Below are 24,327 nucleotides of genomic sequence, written 5' to 3' on the forward strand. Positions count from 1 at the left end.
ACATGCCAAAGATTATTGTTTTACCTCACGAAGATCTATGTCCAGAAGGCGCTGTTTTAGAAGCAAAAACTGGTGAGACGGTTCTTGATGTTGCACTGAAGGCCGGTATTGGTATTGAACACGCATGTGAAAAGTCGTGTGCATGTACTACATGTCACGTTGTGATTCGTGAAGGTTTCGACTCATTAGAAGAAAGTGATGACCTAGAAGACGACATGCTTGATAAAGCATGGGGTCTGGAAATGGAATCTCGTCTTGGTTGCCAAGCTAAAGTGGCGGATACTGACCTGGTTGTTGAGATTCCAAAGTACACATTGAACCTAGCTTCTGAAGAGCACTAAGAACTCAGCTCGGCTAAAACTGTTAGTAAAACTGGCATAGAATATAAATCATGAAGATGACAAATCGTCGCTGATAAATATAAGGAAGTGTTATGAGCTTGAAATGGATTGATTCGCGAGATATTGCGATTGAACTATGTGATTTATACCCAGATACCGATCCTAAAACCGTGCGTTTTACGGACTTGCATCAATGGGTGTTAGATCTTGAAGATTTTGATGATGAGCCGAATCACTCGAATGAGAAAATTCTAGAGGCCATTATTTTGTGCTGGATGGATGAGATGGACTAGCCCTCTTGTTCTATAATTTGGCCGTTGGTTGGAATTTATCCAATATAAAATACAGCCAAGTTAACAATTCTTACTAAAAAAAGCGGACCTTATGGTCCGTTTTTTTATCAAAATGACATTTTTCTCCTACATAATGCTAACATCAGTCCGCTAATAAAAAATAATCAGAACCACACACTCAAGGTGGTTCATGACAAGGAGAAATCATGTCTACACAGATGTCAGTATTTTTAAGTCAAGAAGCTGCCCAGCCTCAGTGGGGAGCAAGAGCTATTTTATCGTTTTCTGAAGCGGGAGCGACAATTCACATTGGTGAAGGCCACGACTTAGGGGCGGTTCAACGTGCTGGTCGTACGCTTGACGGACAAGGTATCGCATTGGTTTCACTTAGCGGTGAAGGGTGGGATTTAGAAAGCGTTTGGGCTTTTTACCAAGGCTACCGTGGACCAAAGAAAAAGAATGCATTGGAATGGGATACACTTTCAGAAACCGATCAAGCTGAGCTAGAAGCTCGCATTCGCTCTACTGATTGGACTCGTGACATTATCAACAAAACCGCTGAAGAAGTGGCACCTCGTCAATTAGCGACGATGGCTGCGGAATACATCAAGTCAGTAGCTCCTGCGGGCACAGTTAAAGCGAAAATCGTTAAAGACAAAGACCTACTAACCGAAGGTTGGGAAGGCATCTACGCGGTAGGTCGCGGCTCTGAGCGTACTTCTGCAATGCTTCAACTGGACTTCAACCCTACCGGTGACGAAGACGCACCTGTATTTGCTTGTCTGGTTGGTAAAGGTATCACTTTCGACTCAGGCGGTTACAGCATCAAGCCAGGTCAATTCATGACAGCAATGAAGGCTGACATGGGCGGCGCGGCGACTATTACTGGTGGTTTAGGTCTAGCGATTGAACGCGGCCTGAACAAGCGTATTAAGCTTATTCTATGTTGTGCAGAGAACATGATCTCTGGTCGTGCATTGAAGCTTGGCGACATCATTACTTACAAAAATGGTAAGACGGTTGAGATCATGAATACCGATGCGGAAGGTCGCTTGGTTCTTGCTGATGGTTTGATGTACGCAAGTGCACAAAACCCTGAGCTGATCATCGACTGTGCAACGCTAACCGGCGCGGCTAAAAACGCACTGGGTAACGACTACCACGCGCTATTGAGCTTCGATGATGAGTTATCTCACCAAGCACTAACGGCGGCAAACCAAGAGAAAGAAGGCCTATGGCCATTGCCTCTTGCTGATTTCCACCGTGGCATGTTGCCTTCAAATTTTGCTGATCTTTCAAACATCAGCTCTGGTGATTACACTCCGGGTGCAAGTACCGCTGCTGCGTTCCTTTCTTACTTTGTAGATGACTACAAAAAAGGTTGGATTCACATGGACTGCGCGGGTACTTACCGTAAGTCATCAAGTGATAAGTGGGCTGCAGGCGCGACCGGTATGGGTGTTCGTACACTGGCTCGTCTTCTTATCGACCAAGCAAAATAATAATAAGAGTGAGCGGTATTTCGATACCGCTTATTCATCAACTCAGATCGAATGATCTTAGTAATTTCAGTATTTAATAACAAAAAAATGAAGTGAAGGAATCCCTATGGCTCTAGAAAGAACGTTCTCAATTGTTAAGCCGGATGCAGTTAAGCGTAACCTTGTTGGTGAAATCTACCACCGCATTGAAAAAGCAGGCCTACAGATTATTGCCGCTAAAATGGTTTCTCTTACTGAAGCGCAAGCAAGTGGCTTCTATGCAGAACATGAAGGTAAAGAGTTCTTTGGACCACTAAAAGAGTTCATGACTTCTGGTCCTATCATGGTTCAAGTACTTGAAGGCGAAAATGCGATCGCTCGTTACCGTGAACTAATGGGTAAAACTAACCCAGAAGAAGCGGCATGCGGCACTATCCGTGCTGACTACGCAATCAGCATGCGTTACAACTCAGTACACGGCAGTGACAGCCCTGAGTCTGCAGCTCGCGAGATCGAATTCTTCTTCCCAGAATCTGAAATTTGCCCACGTCCAGCTGAATAAGCAGACAACAGCAAATATCAATAAAGGCTTCACTTCGGTGAAGCCTTTTTCGTATGTGGACTTTGCATTCTCGATAATCTATTTAGTCGTCATTCCCGAGAGCGACGGAGGAGCGTAATCGGTAATCTTTTCTTCAAATTGGTTATTCTCAGACCGAACAAGACAATTGTTCAAATTTTAATCGCTTAACTTTGAATGTCTTAATAAACACAGGGTTTTACAGCGCTTGTTGAAGTTGCGTAAAGCCTGTACAATTCGCGCCCTTAATTATTGTTCCGTCATTGAGAGGCATCATGACCACAGCTAAAGTCAATCTACTCGATTTTGATCGTAAAGGTCTTCGTAAATTTTTCACAGAAGAACTGAATGAGAAAGCGTTTCGAGCAGAGCAAGTGATGAAGTGGATTTATCACTTCGGTGTCGATGACTTCGAACAAATGAACAACATCAACAAAAAATTACGTGAGAAACTGCTGCATCGCTGTGAGATTGTTGCACCTATCGTTTCTGAAGCTCAGCACTCTGCAGATGGCACCATTAAATGGGCGATGAGCGTTGGTGACCAAGACGTTGAGACGGTATACATCCCAGATGGTGACCGTGCGACGCTATGTGTATCTTCACAGGTTGGTTGTGCACTAGAATGTAAATTCTGCTCTACGGCTCAACAAGGCTTCAACCGTAACCTGAAAGTTTCAGAGATCGTTGGTCAAATCTGGCGTGCTGCACGTGAAATCGGTTTAGAGAAAGATACGGGTCGTCGTCCAATTACTAACGTCGTAATGATGGGTATGGGGGAGCCTCTGCTTAACATGAAGAACCTAATTCCATCATTAGAGCTGATGCTTGATGATCTAGGATTCTCACTGTCTAAGCGTCGTGTGACAGTATCAACATCTGGTGTTGTTTCTGGTCTTGATCAGATGACAGACAACATCGATGTGGCTCTGGCGATTTCTCTACACGCACCAAACGATGCACTACGTAGCCAAATCATGCCAATCAACGACCGTTGGGATATCCAAGATTTCCTAGCATCGGTTCGTCGTTACATTGCTTCTTCAAATGCTAACCGCGGTAAAGTAACGGTTGAGTACGTTCTATTGGATCATGTGAATGATGATATGGACCACGCTCGTGAACTTGCTGAGCTAATGAAAGATACGCCTTGTAAGATCAACTTGATTCCATTCAACCCTTATCCGGGTTCGCCTTACAAGAAGCCAAGCAACTCTCGTATTGATCGCTTCCAAAAAACGCTGATGGAATACAACTACACAGTAACGGTTCGTAAAACACGTGGCGATGATATTGATGCCGCATGTGGTCAGTTGGTTGGTGATGTTATTGATAGAACCAAGCGTACTAAAATGCTGAAAGCCGCCTCTGAAGCCAACTTAATCGCAGGTGATGTGATTCAAGTAAAAGCGGTTTAAATACCATTTAGATCTAAACAAGCCAGAAGGATTCCTTCTGGCTTGTTGCTTTTCTGGAAGGTGAATTTCCAAAAATTGGATTTTTTCCCCACGCTTTCTTACATTTTTCGTTAAATTTTGGACAAAACCATGAGCTGACGGTAAATTTTGTCGAAAGTGTTTTTGCCTTGTAATGGCATTAGCTTATGATTAAATAATCTTAAATTAATTTAAGTGCTCGCTTGTTACCCGATAATCGTCAATGTGTCTATTTAGGTTGGCTACTTGATAAACTAGCTTCCTGAGAAAGTCGCTCACCAACAGTGTGTGGTTTTCTACTTTAAGGGTTGATGAACCGGGTGACAGGAAAAATTCCACATAGTAGGTTGTAAGATTGAGCTTAAACGAAAATAAAAAATGCTCTCATCAACCTGCAATAATACTTTAGAAGTTCACTCTCTATGAACACAGAACAAGAAACACAAACGCAAGAAACTGTCGCTCCAGCAATTGAAGCGGGAACGCTGCTCAAAAATAAACGAGAATCTCTTGGTTTAACACAAAAGCAGATCTCTGATCGCTTGAAGCTACGCGTTACGCTTATCCAGCAAATTGAAGAAAACCAATTCGAGTCAGATCAGGTTGCCACCTTTATGCGTGGTTACATTCGTTCATACGCGAAATACGTCAATCTTGATGAAAAAGTCGTGTTGAACGCGCTTCATCATTCTGGTGATGCCCAACATCAAGAACAAGAAATGTTGAGCTTCTCTCGTAAGACTAAAACCGAGAAGCACAATAGCCGTATTATGCTCCTTACTTGGAGCATCTTTGCTGTGATTGTGGGTATCTCCTCTCTTTGGTGGTGGCAGAATCAACAGCAAGACACCTTATCTCAATCTTTAGCCAATACTGAAAGCTCGGAAGAGCTAGTGGTAGAAGAGTCGCTTGATCCTGAGCTGACTTCATTAGAAGTGATTGAAGCAGAACAAAACACAGAGACATCACCTGTTACTGAAAACTCTGATGAGCTTACTGAAGTGAGTTCAGCTGAAGATTCAGTAACTCTTGACCCTGTTGAAGTCATTGAAGAAGCACCAGAAGCAGCAGACGTTGCTTCGGTTACTGCGGAACCAGAGACTGTAGCGCCTGAAGCTGTGGTTAACGAGCTAGTGATGCAGTTTTCTGCTGATTGCTGGATCCAAGTGAAAGATGCTTCGGGCAAAACGTTATCTACTGGCATTAAAAAAGCAGGCCAGACATTAAATCTTTCTGGAACTGCACCATATAAAGTGATTCTGGGTGCGCCTGAAGGCGTATCGATGACATTTGCAAGTGAACCTGTCGACCTTTCTGGGTATACTTCAGGCAAAGTAGCTAGAATAACCTTACCTTAGAGTTAATATGCAACACGAATCTCCTATTATTCGTCGCAAATCAACCCGTATTTATGTGGGTGATGTGCCGATCGGTGATGGTGCACCAATTGCTGTGCAATCCATGACCAACACAAGAACAACAGATGTCGCCGCGACCGTCGCTCAAATTCGAGCTTTGGAAAAAGTGGGGGCAGATATCGTTCGCGTATCTGTACCGACTATGGAGGCCGCTGAAGCCTTTAAGCTAATCAAGCAGCAGGTCTCTGTTCCTTTGGTTGCTGACATTCACTTCGACTACCGTATCGCTCTTAAAGTGGCAGAGTATGGGGTTGACTGTCTGCGTATCAACCCAGGTAACATCGGTAACGAAAGTCGCATTCGCTCTGTTGTGGATTGTGCTCGTGATATGAATATCCCGATTCGTATTGGTGTTAACGGCGGTTCTCTTGAAAAAGAGATCCAAGAGAAATACACAGAGCCTACAGCAGAAGCGCTGGTTGAATCTGCAATGCGTCACGTCGATATCCTAGACCGTCTGAACTTTGATCAATTCAAAGTCAGCGTGAAGGCTTCTGATGTATTCCTAGCCGTCGGTTCTTACCGTTTGCTTGCTAAGCAGATTGATCAACCACTTCACCTAGGTATTACTGAAGCGGGTGGAGCACGTGCGGGTTCTGTGAAATCGGCTGTAGGTTTGGGCATGTTATTGTCCGAAGGTATCGGCGATACGCTGCGTATCTCGCTAGCAGCCGATCCAATCGAAGAGATCAAAGTGGGCTTTGATATTCTTAAATCTTTGCGCATTCGCTCGCGTGGCATCAACTTCATTGCGTGTCCGAGCTGTTCTCGCCAAGAATTCGATGTTATCAACACCGTTAACGCCCTTGAAGAACGCTTAGAAGACATAGTGACTCCAATGGATGTCTCTATTATCGGTTGTGTCGTTAACGGCCCAGGTGAAGCTGAAGTGTCTCACTTAGGCCTTGCGGGTAGTGCTCGTAAGAGTGCCTTCTACGAAGACGGTAAGCGTCAGAAAGAGCGCTTCGACAACGATGACCTTGTCGATAAACTTGAAGCTAAGATTCGTGCAAAAGCGTCAGTGCTTGATAAAGCAAATCGCATTGATGTAGAAAACTTAGAAAATTAATACAACGCGATGGGGTGTGTTTGTCTATTCGCACTAACACCTGGTTGTGAGAAATTACGGAATAAATATTGTGGCTAAAAATATCCAAGCAATTCGAGGCATGAACGACTGCCTACCAACTCAATCACCACTGTGGCAGAAAGTAGAAAGCGCAGTTAAAAGTGTGGTGAGTGCATACGGTTACAACGAAGTACGTATGCCTATCGTTGAAGAAACGAACCTATTTAGCCGTGCGGTTGGTGAAGAAACTGATGTTGTTTCTAAAGAGATGTACACCTTTGATGACCGTAATGGTGATAGCCTAACGCTGCGTCCAGAAGGCACAGCAGGTTGTGTACGTTCATGTATTCAAAACAGCCTTATCAACCGTGATGAGCAGCGCCTATGGTACATGGGTCCAATGTTCCGTCACGAGCGTCCTCAAAAAGGTCGTTACCGTCAATTCCACCAATGTGGTGTTGAAGTGTTTGGCCTAGACGGTCCAGACGTTGACGCAGAACTTATCATGATGACAGCACGTCTATGGCGTGGACTAGGCATCGATAAGCACGTTCGCCTCGAGCTGAACTCAATCGGTTCTCAAGAAGATCGAGTAAGCTATCGTACAGCGTTAGTGGCTTTCCTTGAGCAACACATTGATGTGTTAGATGAAGACTGCAAACGTCGCATGCACACTAACCCTCTACGTGTACTTGATACTAAGAACCCGGATGTTCAAGCTATCTTAGGTGACGCACCTCGACTATCTGAATATTTAGGTGAAGAATCGAAGCAACATTTTGCTGGTTTGTGTGAACTTCTTGACGCTGTTGGTATCGAATACCAAGTTAATGAGCGTCTAGTACGTGGCCTAGATTACTACAACCGCACCGTATTTGAGTGGATCACTGATAGCCTTGGTGCTCAAGGCACAGTTTGTGGCGGCGGTCGTTACGATGGTCTTGTTGAGCAACTAGGCGGCAAAGCAACCAATGCTGTTGGCTTCGCAATGGGTCTAGAGCGTCTGGTTCTTATGATGGAAACGCTAGAGCTAACAGAAGTTCGCCGTAGCGTTGACATATATGTGGTTGCTGCTGGCGAAGGTACTATGATCGCAGGCATGCAGTTAGCGAATCAATTACGCGATACCGTTGAAGGCGTACGCGTAATGAACCACTTCGGTGGTGGTAACTTCAAAAAGCAATTCAAGCGTGCTGACAAAGTAGGTGCTGTTGTAGCACTGGTACTTGGTGAGAACGAAGTTGCTGACAATACAGTTGTGCTAAAAGATCTGGTTGGCGGAGAGCAAGAAACCGTGTCTCAAACGGAAGTTGCAGAGAAAGTTGCTGCGCTAATCTAATTAGCCATTGAGCAAACGCTCATTATGAATATCAACGTCAGCACTATGCTGGCGTTTAAAGAATTAAAGAGGACAGGAAGTGGAACTTTACGATAGCGAAGAGCAACAAGTTGAAGCCATTAAAGATTGGTGGAAAGAGAACGGTAAAGCCGTAATCTTTGGTGCAGTTATTGGTTTAGGCGGTCTATTTGGCTGGCGCTATTACCAAGATTCAGTCGTTGAAGCGCGTGAAGTCGCTTCAGAAGGCTACACCTCTGTAATTTCAGCTCTTGATGCTAAGGGCGTTGATGCTCAATCTGATATTCAAGCTTTTATCGACGCTAACAAAGACGCTGAATACTCTGTACTTGCTGCTATGCAACTAGCAAAAGCGCAAGTTCAAGCGGGTGAGCTTGCAGCAGCACTTGAACAGCTTGAGTGGGCAAAATCGGCAACTAAGGATGCGGCTCTTACGCCACTACTGACTTACCGTGCTGCACGTATCAAAGCTGAGCAAGGTGAATTTGACGCAGCATTGACTGATCTTGAAGCGATGACTGACGAATCTTGGACTGGCCGTGTTGCTGAACTGCGTGGTGATATCTCACTTCGTAAAGGCGATACAGATGCGGCTTACAGTGCTTATTCTGAAGCACAACAAGCAGCTGATGCGAGCCAAACGCTTCAAATCAAACTTGACGACCTAGCTAAATAAGGCGCTTTGAATGAAGAAGATGTTTCCAAAAGCGGCGTTGTGTGCGATTGCTCTTGGCCTATTGGCTGGCTGTGCGGGTGAAGAAGACACCGTAATCATGGCGCCAGTACCAACAGTAAATAGCGAGTTCACTCCTAGCCAAGAATGGTCTACGTCGGTTGGTGATGGTGTTGGCCACTACTTTTCAAAACTAACGCCAGAATTGGCTTACGACAAAGTGTTTGTTGCGAGCCGTGAAGGTATGGTTAAAGCGCTTGACCCTGAAACAGGTAAAGAGCTGTGGAAAGTCGATCTTGAAAAAGAAGTACTGGCTCGTTTATCGGGTGGCTTAACGGCGGCTTACGGCAAAATATTTGTTGGTTCTGAAAATGGCGAAGTGATCGCGATGGATGAATCAACCGGTGAAGAGCTGTGGCGTGTATCAGTGAATGGTGAGGTGCTTGCATCCCCAGCAACTGAAAGCAACATGGTTATTGTTCATACCAGTCGCGGTATGTTGATCGCGTTAGATCAAGAAAGCGGCGAACAGAAATGGACGATTAGCACTGAAGTTCCAAGCCTAACACTTCGTGGCGATAGCTCGCCTGTTGCTGTTTCTGGCGGTGTATTCTGGGGGACTGCAAATGGTCGTTTAGCAGCCGCTATTGTTGACCGTGGTCAGCTTATTTGGCAACAGCCAGTAGGCACACCAAAAGGTGCAACAGAAATAGATCGCTTGGTTGATGTTGATGCATCACCGATTGTTCTTGGCGGCACACTGTATACAGTAGGTATCAATGGTCAGCTAATCGCTATCGATCTTCGTTCTGGTAAGCCAATTTGGAAGCGTAACTACTCGTCAGCGATTGACTTAGCGAGTGATGGTAGCCGTTTGTTTGTCGTTACCGACAAAGATCATGTGGTTGCGGTTGATGCGCGTAGTGGTACTGAACTTTGGAGCACTCCATTGTTAGAAAACCGCTTACTGACAGCACCTGCTATTATTAATGGTTATGTAGTTGTGGGTGATACAGAAGGTTATCTGCACTGGTTAGATCGTTCATCGGGTGAGTTTGTTGCTCAACAGCTCGTCGATGATAGCGGCTTTGCGGTTGCGCCAATTGAAATGCCTGAAGGCTACTTAGTGACGACTCGCAATGGCGATGTAAAGAAACTAACGATTAGCCAATAAAAGCGTGATACAATTCACAGTCGGCTCCTGGTTGGTAACAGCTAGGAGCCGTTTTGTTGTTATAAATTAATAAACCGTGTGGTTATAGGTAAGAGTTTAAACTTGCGATCAAGTGCTTACCTATAACTACATTTAGAGAAGAAATTGTAGAGGTTGTTATGGTACCTGTTGTTGCTCTAGTAGGGCGTCCGAACGTAGGTAAATCTACGTTATTTAACCGATTGACTCGAACTCGTGATGCATTGGTTGCGGATTTCCCTGGCTTAACGCGTGACCGTAAATACGGTCATGCTCATTTTAGCGAGCATGACTTTATTGTTATTGACACTGGTGGTATCGACGGTACCGAAGAAGGTGTTGAAACTAAAATGGCTGAACAGTCGCTAGCGGCGATTGATGAAGCTGATGTCGTTCTATTTATGGTAGATGGCCGTGCGGGTCTAACACCTTCAGACGTGGCTATTGCTAAGCACCTTCGTCAACTAGAAAAGCCTTCAATGCTAGTCGTAAACAAGGTTGATGGTATCGACCCTGATGCTGCAAGTGCTGATTTTTGGCAACTAGGCGTAGAAGACATGTACCAAATCGCTGCAGCGCACGGTCGTGGCGTAACAGCGTTGATTGATCTTGCTCTTAACCCGTTCGCAGAAGCGTTAAAAGCTGAGAATGGCGAAGTAAGCGATTTAACTGAGTTTGAAGACGAAGAAGAAGAACAAGTTGATTTCACTGAAGAAGAAGCGGAAGAAGAATTCAAGCGCCTTCAAGATCAACCAATTAAGCTAGCGATCATTGGCCGTCCTAACGTTGGTAAATCAACACTAACTAACCGTATCCTTGGTGAAGAACGTGTTGTTGTTTACGATATGCCAGGCACAACTCGTGACTCTATCTACATTCCAATGCAGCGTGATGAGCGTGAATATGTTCTGATTGATACTGCAGGTGTTCGTCGTCGTAAAAATATCAACGAAACAGTAGAGAAGTTCTCAGTGGTTAAAACACTGAAAGCAATTGAAGATGCTAACGTTGTATTGCTGCTTATTGATGCTCGAGACAACATCTCTGATCAAGATTTAAGCTTGTTAGGCTTTGCGTTGAATGCTGGTCGTTCAATTGTTATTGCAGTAAACAAGTGGGATGGTCTAGACAGCGATGTTAAAGATCGCGTTAAGAAAGAACTAGACCGTCGTTTAGGTTTCGTTGATTTCGCACGTATTCACTTTATCTCTGCACTTCACGGTACAGGTGTTGGTCACTTGTTTGAATCTGTTCAAGAAGCTTACAAGTCAGCGACGACTCGTGTTGGTACTTCTGTGCTAACTCGTATCATGAAGATGGCGACTGATGATCACCAACCGCCTATGGTTCGTGGCCGTCGTGTTAAATTGAAATACGCGCACGCTGGTGGCTACAACCCACCGATTATCGTTATCCACGGTAACCAAGTACGTAACTTGCCAGATTCATACAAACGATTCTTGATGAACTACTACCGTCGTTCACTAGAGATTATGGGTACACCTATTCGCATTCAATTCCAGAACAGCGAGAACCCATTTGAAGCTAAGACAACCAAGCTGACAATTTCTCAAGAACGTAAACGTAAGCGTATGATGAGCATGGTTAAAGGTCGTAAGTAAACCTTTCCAATAGATTTGATACCCGAGCCTGTCTCGGGTATTTTTTTAAGCAAAATTCACGTTAAGCCATAACCTCATATCTCCATATCGTGATGGGTTAACGAATTAGACTCAATTTCAAAAGAAGAACGATATGACCACTAGCGATTCCATGACACCAGCGACATCCATGAAACCAATAATAGTTATCACACCAACCATCACTCAATTTTGTCATCAGGCTTGGCAGATCAAAGCAAAGGCGTTGTACGTTGAAAACGATGACAGCAAAACCTACCTGATCACCGACATGACACCTTTCCACCCAGTGAGTCATATTTGGCCAGATCACCCTGCAGACCAAGGCTTTGTTAATGTTGGTGACGTGCAATATCCCGTTGAAGACTGTCTTGTTGGTGCAATAGAACAATCTACTGGCAAGCTTCATATCGCAGCAGATATCCCTGTTAAGCGTGATACGGAAGGGTGGACGTTTGTGGTTGTCCACCAGCTACCTGTATCTGCTTCTATGATTAAGGTTAGCGACGAAGTCATGTTGACGGTTGATAAAGAGTATCAAGCTAGTTTGAGCCGTGGTCACAGCGCTGGCCACATCGCTTTCCTAGCCTTGAATAAAGTATTGGCTGAGAGCTACTGGCGTAAAGATGCAGATAGAAAAGATCCGCTTGGCAGTTATGACTTCAATAGCTACGCGCAAGTGACTAGCTTTGTGACTCCCGAGTTGTGTACCGATAAATATCGTTTGGGAAAAACCCTGAAGAAGCGCGGTTTGAATGTTGCAGACATGCTAACCAATCTTGATGGTATCGAAGCCGACATCAATCAGATGATTAAAGGTTGGCTCGCAGACTCGACGCCAGTAGCAATGAGACTGGAAGGTGAGGCATTAACAGACTCTCGCTATTGGGAATGGCAGTTGGATAGCGACACTTTAGTGTCTATTCCTTGTGGTGGTACTCACATCGAGAATACGTCAGAGCTTAAGTCTTTATCGGTTAAGTTAACCCAGTTAGATGACCAGCATATTGAAATGCTGACGCATGTAATACGATGATTTAGACTACAGATCGAAATGGCTTGTGCTGTTTATTTTATTTTTATATGTAACTTTTAATATAAATCACTATTTAAAATTGAAATGCAGCACATGTAACTTATGCTTTCGGTGTGTGGTGATATAAATATTCTTTTTGGGGTAGATCGCTGATCAAAATAGATAAAGCGAAAGATCAACCTATGATCTTCGATTGTGTGTACGGCTTATTTAGTGTGTTATTATTAACCAATAGCAAGCTTGCATAAGAACAAGCTGTACCCTATTACACAATTGAAAGCTTTAGTGAATGGAACAACAATTTTTATTAGAAGGCCATCGAGCCGTCAACAGTTTGCTGCGCAAGCTTGCTCTAGGGATGGATCGCAAAGATTTAAACCATAAGATCATTCAGCTTACCGAGCAGATTTTTGGGCAGCGCATGGCTTCAATTTTACTGCTCAACTCTGAGTCAAAGACTTTACACCTTGAATATGCCCCAAACCTGCCTGATTTTTACAATCAGCAGATAGAAGGGGTTGGGATTGGTGCAGGGATTGGTTCTTGTGGCGAGGCGGCTGCACTCAAGAAAGCAGTGATGGTCTCCAATATAAATACACACCCAAACTGGGCACCTTTCTTAGCCTTAACCAATCAAGCCAATTTACATGCCTGTTGGTCGGTACCTATCATCTCATCGCACGGTCATGTACTGGGTACCTTCGCCATTTATAGCCAGTACATATCTGAGCCGCATGAATTTGAGCTTGAGATCTTAGAGCTATTGGCCTCCCTATATTCGGTCGCATTAGAAAAGTTTGAACTGGAGAATCAGCTTAACTTTTTTGCCAATCGTGATTCTCTTACCCATTGCTTGAATCGTCGCGCATTGTTTAATGAAGCTGAGAAAGTGTTGGCTAAGCGATGTTTTGGTGACAAGGTTATGGCGTGTCTGTTTGTTGATGTCGATAAGTTCAAATCGATTAACGATACTTATGGTCATAGTTTTGGTGATGATGTGCTGTTGGCGGTTGCAAAAGTCCTCGATGAGGCTACCACAGCATGTGCCAAGATAGGGCGTTACGGTGGCGATGAGTTTGTGGTGTTCTCTTGCTTTGATGATCAAGAAAGCGTTGTTAGCTTCTACCACGACTTAGAGAAAGCACTGCAACAAGCGCTTTATATCAATGATGTGCAGTTCTCAGTGAGTGTTGGGTTGTCTTGTGAGAAAGATCCTCAAGGATTAGACCAGTTGATCGCACAAGCTGATAAGAACATGTATCAAATCAAGCAAGCCAAGTCTCAGCGGTAGTAGATTGTAAAAATAGTAGTGAATTAGGAAATGCTAATGAGTGAAAATATCTGCCCTAAGTGCCAGTCTGAGCTAACTTGGGATGGCAAGTATCACTGTGAAAGTTGTCAGGCTCACTTTACTAAAGTTGGGTTTTGCCCTGAGTGCAGCAGCCAACTTGAGAAGCTTCAAGCCTGTGGTGCGGCGAGCTATTTTTGTAATGCCGATTGCAACGAATTGAAGTCTAAGTCGAGAGTAAAATTCGAATTCCAACCAGCGGAATAGCCTTAAGCTACATGGTTTGAACGATTATCGTTGATGCTTTATCAAAGACCCAATACCAAAGTGTTGGGTCTTTTTTGTATCTGATGAACAGGAATGTGTCATCTTGGTTCATTCTCATCGCCACTGCACCAGCATGAAACATAGTGACATGATCGCTATGCACTCCATTGGTGTGAGTTTCTTTTAACTTCCATAAATACAATTACTTATAAATAATTTTGTTGGTTTATAAGTTTGGCACTCTTCTTGTAACTCTGTAATTGAATAACAAAAATACAATTATGGAGTAATATCATGAACAAGGTGTTCAATTTATCGCTAGCTGCACTGTGTACAACACTTTCATTTTCTTCTGCAACAGTGCTTGCTGCTGATGAGACCATCAAGGTCGGTGTTCTACACTCACTCTCTGGCACTATGGCGATCAGTGAAACCACGCTAAAAGATACCGTGCTAATGCTTATCGAAGAGCAGAACAAAAAGGGCGGTTTGCTTGGCAAGAAGCTAGAGCCTGTGGTTGTTGACCCTGCGTCAAACTGGCCGCTATTTGCAGAAAAAGCACGTGAGCTTATCGAAAAAGAGAAAGTGGATGTGGTGTTCGGTGGTTGGACATCGGTATCACGTAAATCCATGCTGCCTGTTTTTGAAGAACTTAACAGCATCCTTTTCTACCCAGTACAGTATGAAGGCGAAGAGTCTTCTAAAAACGTTTTCTACACCGGTGCCGCGCCAAACCAACAAGCGATCCCTGCAGTGGATTACTTGATGGAAGAGCTTGAAGTTGAGCGCTGGGTACTTGCAGGTACCGATTACGTTTATCCACGTACCACCAATAAGATCCTTGAAGCCTACCTAAAAGATAAAGGTGTCGCAGAAGAAGACATCATGATCAACTACACGCCATTTGGTCACTCTGATTGGCAATCTATCGTTTCAGACATCAAAAAGTTCGGCGAAGCAGGCAAGAAAACCGCTGTGGTTTCTACTGTGAATGGCGATGCGAACGTACCTTTTTATAAAGAGCTTGGTGCTCAAGGCATTTCATCTGAAGACATCCCAGTTATTGCATTCTCTGTTGGTGAAGAAGAACTGTCAGGTATGGATACAGAACCACTGGTTGGTCACCTAGCGGCATGGAACTACTTCATGAGTGTTGATACCGAAGCCAATGAAGAGTTCGTTGAAACGTGGCAGTCGTTCATCAAGAGTGAAAAGCGTGTCACCAATGACCCAATGGAAGCGCACTATGTTGGCTTCAACATGTGGGCTCAAGCGGTCACTAATGCGGGCACAACCGATCCTGAATCTGTGCAAGATGCCTTGATTGGCGTGTCTGTTCCTAACCTTTCTGGCGGCTACTCTACCATGCTGCCAAACCACCACATTACTAAACCAGTCCTGATCGGTGAAATCCAAGACGATGGTCAATTCGACATTGTTTGGGAAACCACTGGACTAGTGGCGGGTGATGCTTGGTCGAGTTACTTACCTGAATCGGCAAAACTGTTCTCTAGTTGGTCGAAGCCATTCTCATGCGGTGCGTTTAACGTAGAAACGAAGAAGTGTTCTGGCGGTAACTAGAGCGTCAATTCAGGAATATTGAGCCTTCCGGTTTGGGAAGAACGCGTCTGTTTAACGGGCGAAGCGAATGGAAGGCTCATCGTTTCAGGTAACAACCACTATCCACACATCCTCCAAGTAAAAATAACAATATCTAACTTGGTTGGTTAAGGAAGCAGGGATGAAAAACGTATTAAACGTATTTAAGGCGCTGTTGCTCATAGCAGTCAGTGCTCAGTTGGCTTTTGCGGGAATAACGGATGAAGCTAGCTTTACCAAGGCGCTAGTTGGTAAGAAAACATCGGATAAAGAATTAGCTATCGATTGGGTGATTGAGACGCAAACGGAAGATGTGTCGAAACCTATTTTAGATGGCTGGTTAAACGGAAACCTTTACTACTTCAATGAGAAACAGAGCGAGCAGTACAAACAGCTCTACCTCATTCAAAACATCAAAGCGGCAACGTCAGCTCAGTCAGTATGGACTGATTCAACGCTTAATATCGAGAATGCTAGACAGTTTAAAAAAGTTCGTGTGAATAACAAACTTCGCGGCATCTTACGCGGGGAAATTGCTTCTATTGGACTGAACAGCAGTAATACAGAGGTGCGTTATAAAGCTGTTTTAGATCTACTAGGGACCAAAGACGCTGACATCATTGAACGCATAGCTGAACTCAGAGCCAATGAATCAGATGGCAAAGTAGTTGAGCTAATGGATTTGTCGTTAGCGATTGCCATCTCTCTTAATAACAGTGCCACCATTGAAGATCGAGTCACGTCGATTGAGCGAGTCGGTGACTTCAAACACTCGGTTGTTCTGAAAACACTGAATCAACTACTGAGCAGTGAGCAAGACCCAAAAGTCTTGGCAGCGGCAGAGCGTGCGATGGACGGTTATCAACAGAGCCAAGCACTCTATTCGGGGGTTGAAACGGTATTCTTTGGTTTGAGCTTAGGTTCGGTATTGGTGCTGGCGGGCATTGGCTTGGCGATTACCTTTGGTGTAATGGGCGTTATCAACATGGCTCATGGCGAGCTAATCATGATTGGCGCTTACACCACCTATGTCATGCAATTGTTGATGCCCAATCATATTGGTTTGGCACTGATACTCTCTATCCCTGCTGCGTTTATTGTTTCTGGTTTGGTGGGCATTGTGATCGAGCGAAGTGTGATTCGTCATCTTTATGGTCGCCCATTGGAAACCTTACTCGCGACCTTTGGTATCAGCTTGATCTTGCAGCAAGCCGTTCGCTCGATTTTCTCTCCATTGAACCGCTCAGTAAGCACGCCTGAATGGATGTCTGGCGCACTTCAATTAAACCCAATGCTGTCTCTGACTTATAACCGACTTTATATCATCCTGTTCTGTGGTTTGGTGTTTATGGGCTTATTGATGGTTCTGAAAAAGACACCGTTAGGCCTTCAGGTTCGTGCGGTTTCTCAAAACCGTGGCATGGCTCGTGCGATGGGGATTCGTTCTGAGCGAGTTGATGCGATGACCTTCGGTTTAGGCTCTGGCGTCGCAGGTGTTGCGGGTGTAGCGCTTTCTCAACTGACTAACGTTGGCCCAAATATGGGGCAGGCGTACATCATCGACTCATTCATGGTGGTGGTATTCGGCGGGGTTGGCAACCTATGGGGCACACTAGTCGCAGGGCTCAGCCTTGGCTTATTTAATAAGATTTTAGAACCATGGGCTGGTGCGGTTCTCGCCAAAATTCTGGTACTGGTTTTCATCATTCTATTTATTCAAAAACGCCCACGCGGACTCTTCCCGCAACGTGGTCGTGCGGCTGAAGGTTAAGGACAACATCATGCAGTCAAAATCATTTGTACTTTCGGCAATGCGTGGTGACAAAGGTGGCCAACTGACCATCCTTGCCATTCTTGCGGCCGTCATTCTTATCCCAATGGCTAACACCATGTTACCAAGTGGGCACCCGCTCCATGTTGAGACTTTCACTATCTCGCTGATGGGTAAATACCTGAGCTACGCAATGTTGGCGTTGGCGCTCGATCTTGTGTGGGGCTATCTCGGAATCTTGAGCCTCGGCCACGGTGCTTTCTTTGCGCTTGGTGGTTATGCGATGGGCATGTACTTAATGCGTCAGATTGGTGACCGTGGGGTTTATGGTGATCCAATCCTGCCTGACTTTATGGTGTTCCTTGATTGGTCGGCGTTGCCGTGGTTCTGGCAGGGTTTTGATCAGTTCTGGTTCGCGTGCTTAATGGTGGTGTTGGTGCCGGGCGCATTGGCTTACTTGTTTGGTTACCTTGCTTTCCGCTCTCGCGTATCAGGGGTTTACCTTTCTATCATGACTCAGGCGTTAACTTACGCATTGATGCTGGCATTTTTCCGCAACGAGATGGGCTTTGGTGGTAACAATGGACTGACAGACTTCAAAGACATCATAGGTCTGAGCTTGCAGAGTGATGCGGTCAAGATAGGTCTGTTTGTCGCGACTGGTATTGCGCTTATTCTCAGCTACATCGCTTGTCGTATGGTGGTGACCAGTCGATTAGGTCGTGTGGCATTAGCGATTCGTGATACGGAATCACGTACTCGTTTTATGGGCTACGACGTCGATGGCATCAAGCTGTGGGTCTTCGTTCTTTCTGCTGTTATCGCGGGTATTGCTGGGGCTTTATATGTCCCTCAAGTTGGTATCATTAACCCGGGAGAATTTGCCCCGCTTAACTCGATTGAGATTGTGGTTTGGGTTGCATTAGGCGGTCGTGCCACTCTGTTTGGTGCCATTGTTGGGGCTCTGATCATCAACTACGCCAAGAGCTGGTTTACGGTTGAGTTCCCAGAGGTGTGGTTATTTGCTCTGGGTGGGCTATTCGTTCTTTCGACCATGTACTTCCCACAAGGTGTGATTGGTTTTGTCAGTGAAAAGTGGCGGCAGCTGCGCAAGGCATCGAATGGGAAAAACCAAGATAAAGATAAGGATGATCAGCACAAAGCCAAGGAGGTGATCGCATGACCACATTTAATAGCGTAAAGGAATCGGTTCAGGCGTTCACTCGTCGAGACCAAGTCTTTGATTACCTCAAACCCGATATTCATCCCGCCATCGATACCCGTCATAACGTGCTGTTGTATGTAGAAGGCGTTAACAAAAGCTTCGATGGTTTCCAAGCGATAAACGATCTGAACCTCTACATCAAAGAGGGAGAGCTTCGCTGCATCATCGGTCCTAATGGCGCAGGTAAAACCACCATGATGGACATCATCACAGGGAAAACTAAGCCGGACACTGGTGAAGTGTGGCTAGGTTCGAACATCAATCTACTCAAGATGAACGAAGCTGAAATTGCTAATGCAGGCGTTGGACGCAAGTTCCAAAAGCCGACCGTGATTGAATGTCTAACCGTGTGGCAGAACCTTGAGTTAGCGATGGCCGGTGACCGCTCAGTGTGGGCAACTTTCATTGCTGAGATGTCTGGTGAGCAGAAAGACAAACTGACCTCGGTACTTGAGCTGATTCACTTAAAAGACGAAGCGGCGAATTTGGCTGGTAACCTGTCTCACGGTCAGAAACAGTGGTTAGAGATCGGCATGTTATTGATGCAAAACCCCAAGCTGTTGCTGGTGGATGAGCCCGTTGCAGGCATGACTCACCAAGAGATGGACCGTACCTCTGAGTTACTTAACTCACTGGCAGGCAAGCACTCGGTTGTGGTAGTCGAACACGATATGGACTTCGTGCGCTCCATTGCAAGCCATGTCACCGTGCTTCATCAAGGTCATGTGTTGGCCGAAGGCACTATGGATCAAGTGCAGGCTCACCCAGAAGTTAAACAAGTTTATCTCGGAGAATAGGATGTTAGAGGTTAAATCAGTTAATCAATATTACGGTGAGAGCCACACGCTGTGGGATTTGGACATGCAGATCCCGGAAGGTAAATGCACAGTGCTAATGGGGCGCAATGGCGTCGGAAAAACGACTCTGCTGCAATGCATCATGGGATTGGTTAAGGTCGAAAGCGGTGATATCTCATTATCGGGTGAGTCGCTGCTGAAAACCGATGCTGAAGAGCGTGCACGCCAAGGTATCGGTTATGTGCCGCAAGGTCGTCAGATCTTTCCGATGCTCACGGTTCAAGAAAACCTAGAAGTAGGCTTGCCGATTCGAGAAAAGGGCGACCGTAAGATCCCTGAGCTCATCTTCGATATATTCCCAGTGTTAAAAGAGATGCTGCATCGACGTGGTGGCGACTTATCCGGTGGTCAGCAACAACAACTCGCGATTGGTCGTGCATTGGTGGTTAACCCTAAGCTATTGATCTTAGATGAACCGACAGAAGGTATTCAGCCCAATATCGTGCAAGAGATTGGCGACATCATTCGCATGCTCAACGAGAAGATGGGACTCACGGTTCTGCTTGTCGAGCAAAAGCTACCATTTGCGAGAAAGGTCGGTGACCGTTTTTGTATTCTCGACCGTGGGCGTCAGGTGGCAGAAGGTGAAATGAAAGGGCTTAATGAGTCCTTGATCAAGGAGTACCTGACCGTATGAGTGCTTTATTTTCTTTGAGCGAAGAAAGGGACGCTTCTCTAACCGAGGCTTTGTCTCTGAATGAAACCATCGAACAAGATATCCGAGACGGTTGGCAGGCGAGCTTAAACCTCACCTTTGTTGACCGTGGTGATAAAACCGTTTTAAAGAATCGTCAGCAGTCTGGTCCGCTTGCGGTGCAACGCCCCTTGTATCCTGATGGGGAAACGTGTCACACCTACTTACTTCATCCCCCCGGCGGAGTCGTAGGTGGTGACACACTCAATATTGAAGCGACCATCGAAAGCGGTGCACATGCGTTGATCACCACACCCGGTGCGACCAAGTTTTATCGCTCAAACAACAAGTACGCCAAGCAGAAGCAGACCCTACGAGTGAAGAAAGATGCACGCTTGGAATGGATGCCGCAAGAGAACATCTTTTTCCCCAATGCACACGTTCGTTTAGACACTGAAATTCGTCTGGAAAAGGGTGCACAATTTTGGGGTTGGGAGATGCACTGTTTTGGACGCCCTGCACAGAATGAGGGATTCGAGCATGGTCACCTCGTTGGGAAAACAGAAATCTATCTTGATAATCAAAGGCTTCTGACTGAAGGTTTTAATTTTCACGGTGGAGATAAGTTAATGATAAATATGGGGTTACTTGATTATTCAATGATGGGAACCTTTTATATCACCTCAAATGAGAAGCAAGATTTAGAGTTGGTACAGAGCTTGCTCTTATCTATTACACAGCAAGCTTCACAGCAATCAGTTACATCGGAAATGCCGAATGAGCCCACATTAATAATGGGTGCGACGCAAATAGAGGGATTGATTGTGGTGCGAGCCTTGGGGTATTGGAGTGAAGACATCCTCCAAGCCTTTGGTCAGATATGGCAAGCAACTCGCTCTCATTTGTGTGGTACGACTCCTGATTTACCAAGGATTTGGGCGACTTAGCGATTAGCCCTTTTTGTACCGAGGGCGACTTCCGGCCCTCGGTACATTTTTTAAAGCTTGCTGTGTTTGAATCCCACTTACTGCTCATGCGTTTTTGAGCTCTAAGAAAATAACACTAACAGCGGGCGGCTAAATGGAATTAACACCAAGAGAAAAAGATAAGCTACTTATCTTCTGCGCAGGAATGCTGGCACAGCAGCGCAAACAAAAAGGCTTAAAACTCAACTACCCAGAATCTATTGCGCTGATCAGCAGTGCCATTCTTGAAGGTGCCCGCGAGGGTAAAACCGTTTCGGAATTGATGGATTTTGGACGCACATTGCTTACCGTCGATGACGTTATGGAGGGGATCCCTTCCATGATCCCTGATGTACAAGTCGAAGCCACTTTTCCTGATGGCACCAAGCTGGTGACCGTTCATGAACCTATCGTGTAGGGAGAAGTAATATGGCTGGTTCAACAAAACAATACTCAGGATTCGTTCCCGGAAAAGTAGAAACCGCTCCCGGTGACATCATTCTCAATGAAGGCCGCGACACGACGTCCGTTAAGGTGAAAAACATTGGCGATCGTCCTGTTCAAATTGGCTCTCATTACCACTTCTATGAAGCAAACCCTTCGCTGAACTTTGACCGAGAAGCCACTAAAGGCTTTCGACTCAATATTCCTGCTGGTACTGCAACCCGCTTTGAGCCGGGTCAGTCGCGCAGCGTCGAGTTAGTGCGTTACGCCGGTAAGTTAGAGATCTATGGCTTCCAAGGAAAGGTGATGGGCAAGCTTTAAGCGCTCTTCACGGAAATAATTAAAACAACAAAGGATTGATCATGGCGACGATATCCAGACAGGCTTACGCCGAAATGTTCGGGCCAACAGTTGGAGACCGAGTGCGTCTTGCTGACACTGATTTATGGCTAGAAGTTGAAAAGGATTACACCGTATACGGCGACGAAGTGAAGTTCGGCGGCGGTAAAGTTATCCGTGATGGACAAGGGCAAAGCCAACGTCCAAGTGCTGAGACACCGGATTTGGTGATTACCAACGCCATCGTATTAGACTACTGGGGCATCGTGAAAGCCGATGTCGCAATTAAAGATGGCCGAGTTCAGGCATTGGGCAAAGCGGGCAATCCAGATGTTCAACCGGGCGTTGATATTGTGATCGGCCCGGGCACGGAGATTTTAGCGGGCGAAGGTTCAATCTTGACTGCTGGTGGTATTGATTCACACATCCACTTTATTTGCCCACAACAGATTGAAGAAGCACTGGCGTCGGGTGTGACAACCATGATCGGCGGTGGTACTGGGCCAAACACCGGCACTAACGCAACCACATGTACTCCGGGGCCTTGGAACATGCACCGTATGTTGGAATCGCTCGATCAATTCCCAATGAACTTTGGTTTGTTAGGCAAAGGCAATGCCAGCCAGCCAGAAGCTCTACGCGAACAAGTAGCGGCAGGTGCAGTGGGTTTGAAGTTGCATGAGGACTGGGGAACCACTCCCGCTTCAATCGATACCTGCTTAAATGTGGCTGACGAGATGGACGTACAAGTTGCGATTCATACCGACACTCTGAATGAATCTGGTTTTGTTGAATCGACACTTGGCGCAATCGGTGATCGCGTGATTCATACCTATCACACCGAAGGTGCGGGCGGTGGTCATGCTCCCGATATTATTCGTGCGGCAGGCGAACCTAACGTTCTGCCTTCATCGACTAACCCAACACGACCTTACACCATCAATACCGTCGATGAGCATTTGGATATGTTGATGGTGTGTCATCACCTTTCACCATCGATTGCTGAAGATGTCGCGTTCGCCGAATCGCGTATTCGCCGTGAAACCATTGCCGCAGAAGACATTCTTCATGACTTAGGCGCGTTCTCGATGATCGCTTCGGATTCACAAGCTATGGGGCGAGTGGGTGAAGTAATAACTCGAACTTGGCAAACCGCGCACAAGATGAAAGTTCAGCGCGGCAGCCTAAAAGAAGATTCAGACTACAGCGATAACTTCCGATTAAGACGCTATGTCGCTAAGTACACCATCAACCCAGCGATCACTCATGGTATGTCTCATGAAATCGGCTCTATTGAAGCAGGAAAGCTGGCGGATTTAGTGTTGTGGAAGCCCGCTTTCTTTGGTGTGAAACCGAGTGTGATTTTGAAAGGCGGCATGATCGCCATGGCGCCGATGGGTGACCCAAACGCTTCAATCCCAACCCCTCAGCCAGTTCACTACCGATCTATGTTTGGTAGCTACGGCAAGGCATGTCAAAACACATCAATGCTGTTTGTCTCTAAGGAAGCCAAAGCGCAGAACATTGATAAACAGTTGGGTCTGCAGAGTTTGATTGGCGTAGTAAGTAACTGCCGAAACATTAGCAAAGCCGACATGAAGCTCAATGATTGGATGCCGAAGATTGAGGTGGATTCTCAGACGTATCAAGTACGCGCCGATGGTGAATTGCTAACTTGTGAACCTGCTGAAGAACTACCAATGGCACAGCGGTATTTTCTATTTTAAGAGCTCGGCTGAAGGCTTTTATTTTAGCGCTGAGCTGAAGGCTCTTGTTCTAGCTCTTAGCTAAGGGCTTTTAGGCTGAAGGCTCCTAATTTAAACGTTATAAATCTCACAAGGAGATTGAGGTAATAGCATGATTGAACTGACTCAACTGAATACTCAAATACAAAATGCACCGGACGGCTACTTAAGCCTGCCGATCGATAGCCGCATTAAGAGCCGTCTTAAGGTGATGCTCGATGACGGGCGCAATGCCGGACTGTTTCTACCGCGAGGTCATATCTTGCGTGGTGGCGAACAACTGTCGAGTGAATGTGGCTTGGTAGTGGAAGTGAAAGCGGCACCAGAAACAGTTTCGACTGTTTACTGTGAAGACTTGCTCCTGTTAACACGAGTGGCGTACCACCTTGGTAACCGTCATGTTCCACTGCAAGTGGAAGCGGGCTGGGTTCGTTATCAACACGACCATGTTTTGGATGAAATGGTCGAAGGTTTGGGCGCGAAAGTGACCACCGAGAAACAACCGTTTGAACCAGAAGGCGGTGCTTATGGCGGTCGCTCTGGTGGACATCATCACCATCATTAATCGAGTCATTGATGACTCACCCATTTATAGATACAACCACGATATTAATAACAATAATACCAATCACAGTAAGTAAGTGATCAACAATAGCGCAGAAAAAAGGCTTGAGAAC

At 45.6% G+C, this 24,327-nt stretch carries 24 protein-coding genes; all 24 read left to right on the plus strand.

What is annotated here, in order from left to right; genetic code table 11:
• Window positions 1-2: 2 nt before the first annotated feature.
• The 24 genes from fdx (at window position 3) to ureE (ending at window position 24,215) form a co-directional block, all read left to right on the plus strand.
• Window positions 3-341, plus strand: coding sequence for an ISC system 2Fe-2S type ferredoxin (gene fdx, locus AC3CH4_RS02835; RefSeq protein ID WP_004735098.1), 339 nt, complete (start codon window positions 3-5; stop codon window positions 339-341).
• Between the two features lie 92 nt (window positions 342-433).
• Window positions 434-634, plus strand: coding sequence for a Fe-S cluster assembly protein IscX (gene iscX, locus AC3CH4_RS02840; RefSeq protein WP_004735099.1), 201 nt, complete (start codon window positions 434-436; stop codon window positions 632-634).
• Window positions 635-840: 206 nt separating this feature from the next.
• Window positions 841-2,136 carry an aminopeptidase PepB gene (pepB, locus tag AC3CH4_RS02845; RefSeq protein ID WP_065606557.1) on the plus strand — a complete coding sequence of 432 codons (1,296 nt, stop codon included), beginning with the start codon at window positions 841-843 and terminating at the stop codon, window positions 2,134-2,136.
• 106 nt (window positions 2,137-2,242) lie between these two features.
• Entirely contained in the window at window positions 2,243-2,677 is a 435-nt protein-coding gene (gene ndk / locus AC3CH4_RS02850) for a nucleoside-diphosphate kinase (RefSeq protein WP_004735101.1), read from the plus strand.
• A 293-nt stretch (window positions 2,678-2,970) separates the two neighbouring features.
• Window positions 2,971-4,113 (plus strand): dual-specificity RNA methyltransferase RlmN, encoded by a 1,143-nt coding sequence (gene rlmN, locus AC3CH4_RS02855; RefSeq protein WP_065206949.1) that lies wholly within the window; start codon window positions 2,971-2,973, stop codon window positions 4,111-4,113.
• 440 nt (window positions 4,114-4,553) lie between these two features.
• Complete coding sequence (rodZ, locus tag AC3CH4_RS02860) at window positions 4,554-5,489, plus strand: cytoskeleton protein RodZ (RefSeq protein ID WP_017084407.1); 936 nt, start codon at window positions 4,554-4,556, stop codon at window positions 5,487-5,489.
• A gap of 7 nt (window positions 5,490-5,496) precedes the next feature.
• Window positions 5,497-6,618 carry a flavodoxin-dependent (E)-4-hydroxy-3-methylbut-2-enyl-diphosphate synthase gene (gene ispG, locus AC3CH4_RS02865; RefSeq protein WP_488543261.1) on the plus strand — a complete coding sequence of 374 codons (1,122 nt, stop codon included), beginning with the start codon at window positions 5,497-5,499 and terminating at the stop codon, window positions 6,616-6,618.
• Window positions 6,619-6,688: 70 nt separating this feature from the next.
• On the plus strand, window positions 6,689-7,957 hold the full coding sequence (hisS, locus tag AC3CH4_RS02870) for a histidine--tRNA ligase (protein WP_488543262.1): 1,269 nt from the start codon (window positions 6,689-6,691) through the stop codon (window positions 7,955-7,957).
• Between the two features lie 79 nt (window positions 7,958-8,036).
• Entirely contained in the window at window positions 8,037-8,651 is a 615-nt protein-coding gene (locus AC3CH4_RS02875; RefSeq protein ID WP_054548097.1) for a YfgM family protein, read from the plus strand.
• A gap of 10 nt (window positions 8,652-8,661) precedes the next feature.
• Complete coding sequence (gene bamB / locus AC3CH4_RS02880) at window positions 8,662-9,822, plus strand: outer membrane protein assembly factor BamB (protein ID WP_004735107.1); 1,161 nt, start codon at window positions 8,662-8,664, stop codon at window positions 9,820-9,822.
• 158 nt (window positions 9,823-9,980) lie between these two features.
• Window positions 9,981-11,462, plus strand: coding sequence for a ribosome biogenesis GTPase Der (gene der / locus AC3CH4_RS02885; protein WP_004735108.1), 1,482 nt, complete (start codon window positions 9,981-9,983; stop codon window positions 11,460-11,462).
• 133 nt (window positions 11,463-11,595) lie between these two features.
• Window positions 11,596-12,516: an alanyl-tRNA editing protein gene (locus AC3CH4_RS02890; protein ID WP_237291094.1), complete on the plus strand. Its 921-nt coding sequence runs from the start codon at window positions 11,596-11,598 to the stop codon at window positions 12,514-12,516.
• Between the two features lie 289 nt (window positions 12,517-12,805).
• Window positions 12,806-13,807 carry a sensor domain-containing diguanylate cyclase gene (locus AC3CH4_RS02895; protein WP_114633016.1) on the plus strand — a complete coding sequence of 334 codons (1,002 nt, stop codon included), beginning with the start codon at window positions 12,806-12,808 and terminating at the stop codon, window positions 13,805-13,807.
• 36 nt (window positions 13,808-13,843) lie between these two features.
• Window positions 13,844-14,071, plus strand: coding sequence for a zinc ribbon domain-containing protein (locus AC3CH4_RS02900; protein WP_114633017.1), 228 nt, complete (start codon window positions 13,844-13,846; stop codon window positions 14,069-14,071).
• Between the two features lie 294 nt (window positions 14,072-14,365).
• On the plus strand, window positions 14,366-15,652 hold the full coding sequence (urtA, locus tag AC3CH4_RS02905; protein WP_076650847.1) for an urea ABC transporter substrate-binding protein: 1,287 nt from the start codon (window positions 14,366-14,368) through the stop codon (window positions 15,650-15,652).
• Between the two features lie 160 nt (window positions 15,653-15,812).
• Window positions 15,813-17,441: an urea ABC transporter permease subunit UrtB gene (gene urtB, locus AC3CH4_RS02910; RefSeq protein ID WP_488543263.1), complete on the plus strand. Its 1,629-nt coding sequence runs from the start codon at window positions 15,813-15,815 to the stop codon at window positions 17,439-17,441.
• 10 nt (window positions 17,442-17,451) lie between these two features.
• Window positions 17,452-18,624: an urea ABC transporter permease subunit UrtC gene (gene urtC / locus AC3CH4_RS02915; protein ID WP_488543264.1), complete on the plus strand. Its 1,173-nt coding sequence runs from the start codon at window positions 17,452-17,454 to the stop codon at window positions 18,622-18,624.
• Window positions 18,621-19,463 carry an urea ABC transporter ATP-binding protein UrtD gene (gene urtD / locus AC3CH4_RS02920; RefSeq protein ID WP_488543265.1) on the plus strand — a complete coding sequence of 281 codons (843 nt, stop codon included), beginning with the start codon at window positions 18,621-18,623 and terminating at the stop codon, window positions 19,461-19,463. The genes urtC and urtD overlap by 4 nt, the downstream gene beginning before the upstream one ends.
• Window position 19,464: 1 nt before the next feature.
• Entirely contained in the window at window positions 19,465-20,160 is a 696-nt protein-coding gene (gene urtE / locus AC3CH4_RS02925; RefSeq protein ID WP_171329508.1) for an urea ABC transporter ATP-binding subunit UrtE, read from the plus strand.
• Window positions 20,157-21,104 (plus strand): urease accessory protein UreD, encoded by a 948-nt coding sequence (locus tag AC3CH4_RS02930; protein WP_488543266.1) that lies wholly within the window; start codon window positions 20,157-20,159, stop codon window positions 21,102-21,104. Before urtE ends, AC3CH4_RS02930 begins: the two co-directional genes overlap by 4 nt.
• Before the next feature lie 133 nt (window positions 21,105-21,237).
• On the plus strand, window positions 21,238-21,540 hold the full coding sequence (gene ureA / locus AC3CH4_RS02935; RefSeq protein WP_004735119.1) for an urease subunit gamma: 303 nt from the start codon (window positions 21,238-21,240) through the stop codon (window positions 21,538-21,540).
• Between the two features lie 11 nt (window positions 21,541-21,551).
• Entirely contained in the window at window positions 21,552-21,887 is a 336-nt protein-coding gene (locus AC3CH4_RS02940) for an urease subunit beta (RefSeq protein WP_488543267.1), read from the plus strand.
• A gap of 41 nt (window positions 21,888-21,928) precedes the next feature.
• Window positions 21,929-23,632, plus strand: coding sequence for an urease subunit alpha (ureC, locus tag AC3CH4_RS02945; protein ID WP_017095400.1), 1,704 nt, complete (start codon window positions 21,929-21,931; stop codon window positions 23,630-23,632).
• 130 nt (window positions 23,633-23,762) lie between these two features.
• Window positions 23,763-24,215 carry an urease accessory protein UreE gene (gene ureE, locus AC3CH4_RS02950; RefSeq protein WP_004735122.1) on the plus strand — a complete coding sequence of 151 codons (453 nt, stop codon included), beginning with the start codon at window positions 23,763-23,765 and terminating at the stop codon, window positions 24,213-24,215.
• The last annotated feature ends 112 nt before the right edge of the window (window positions 24,216-24,327 follow it).

Source organism: Vibrio sp. QJM3NY_26, from assembly GCF_057786005.1.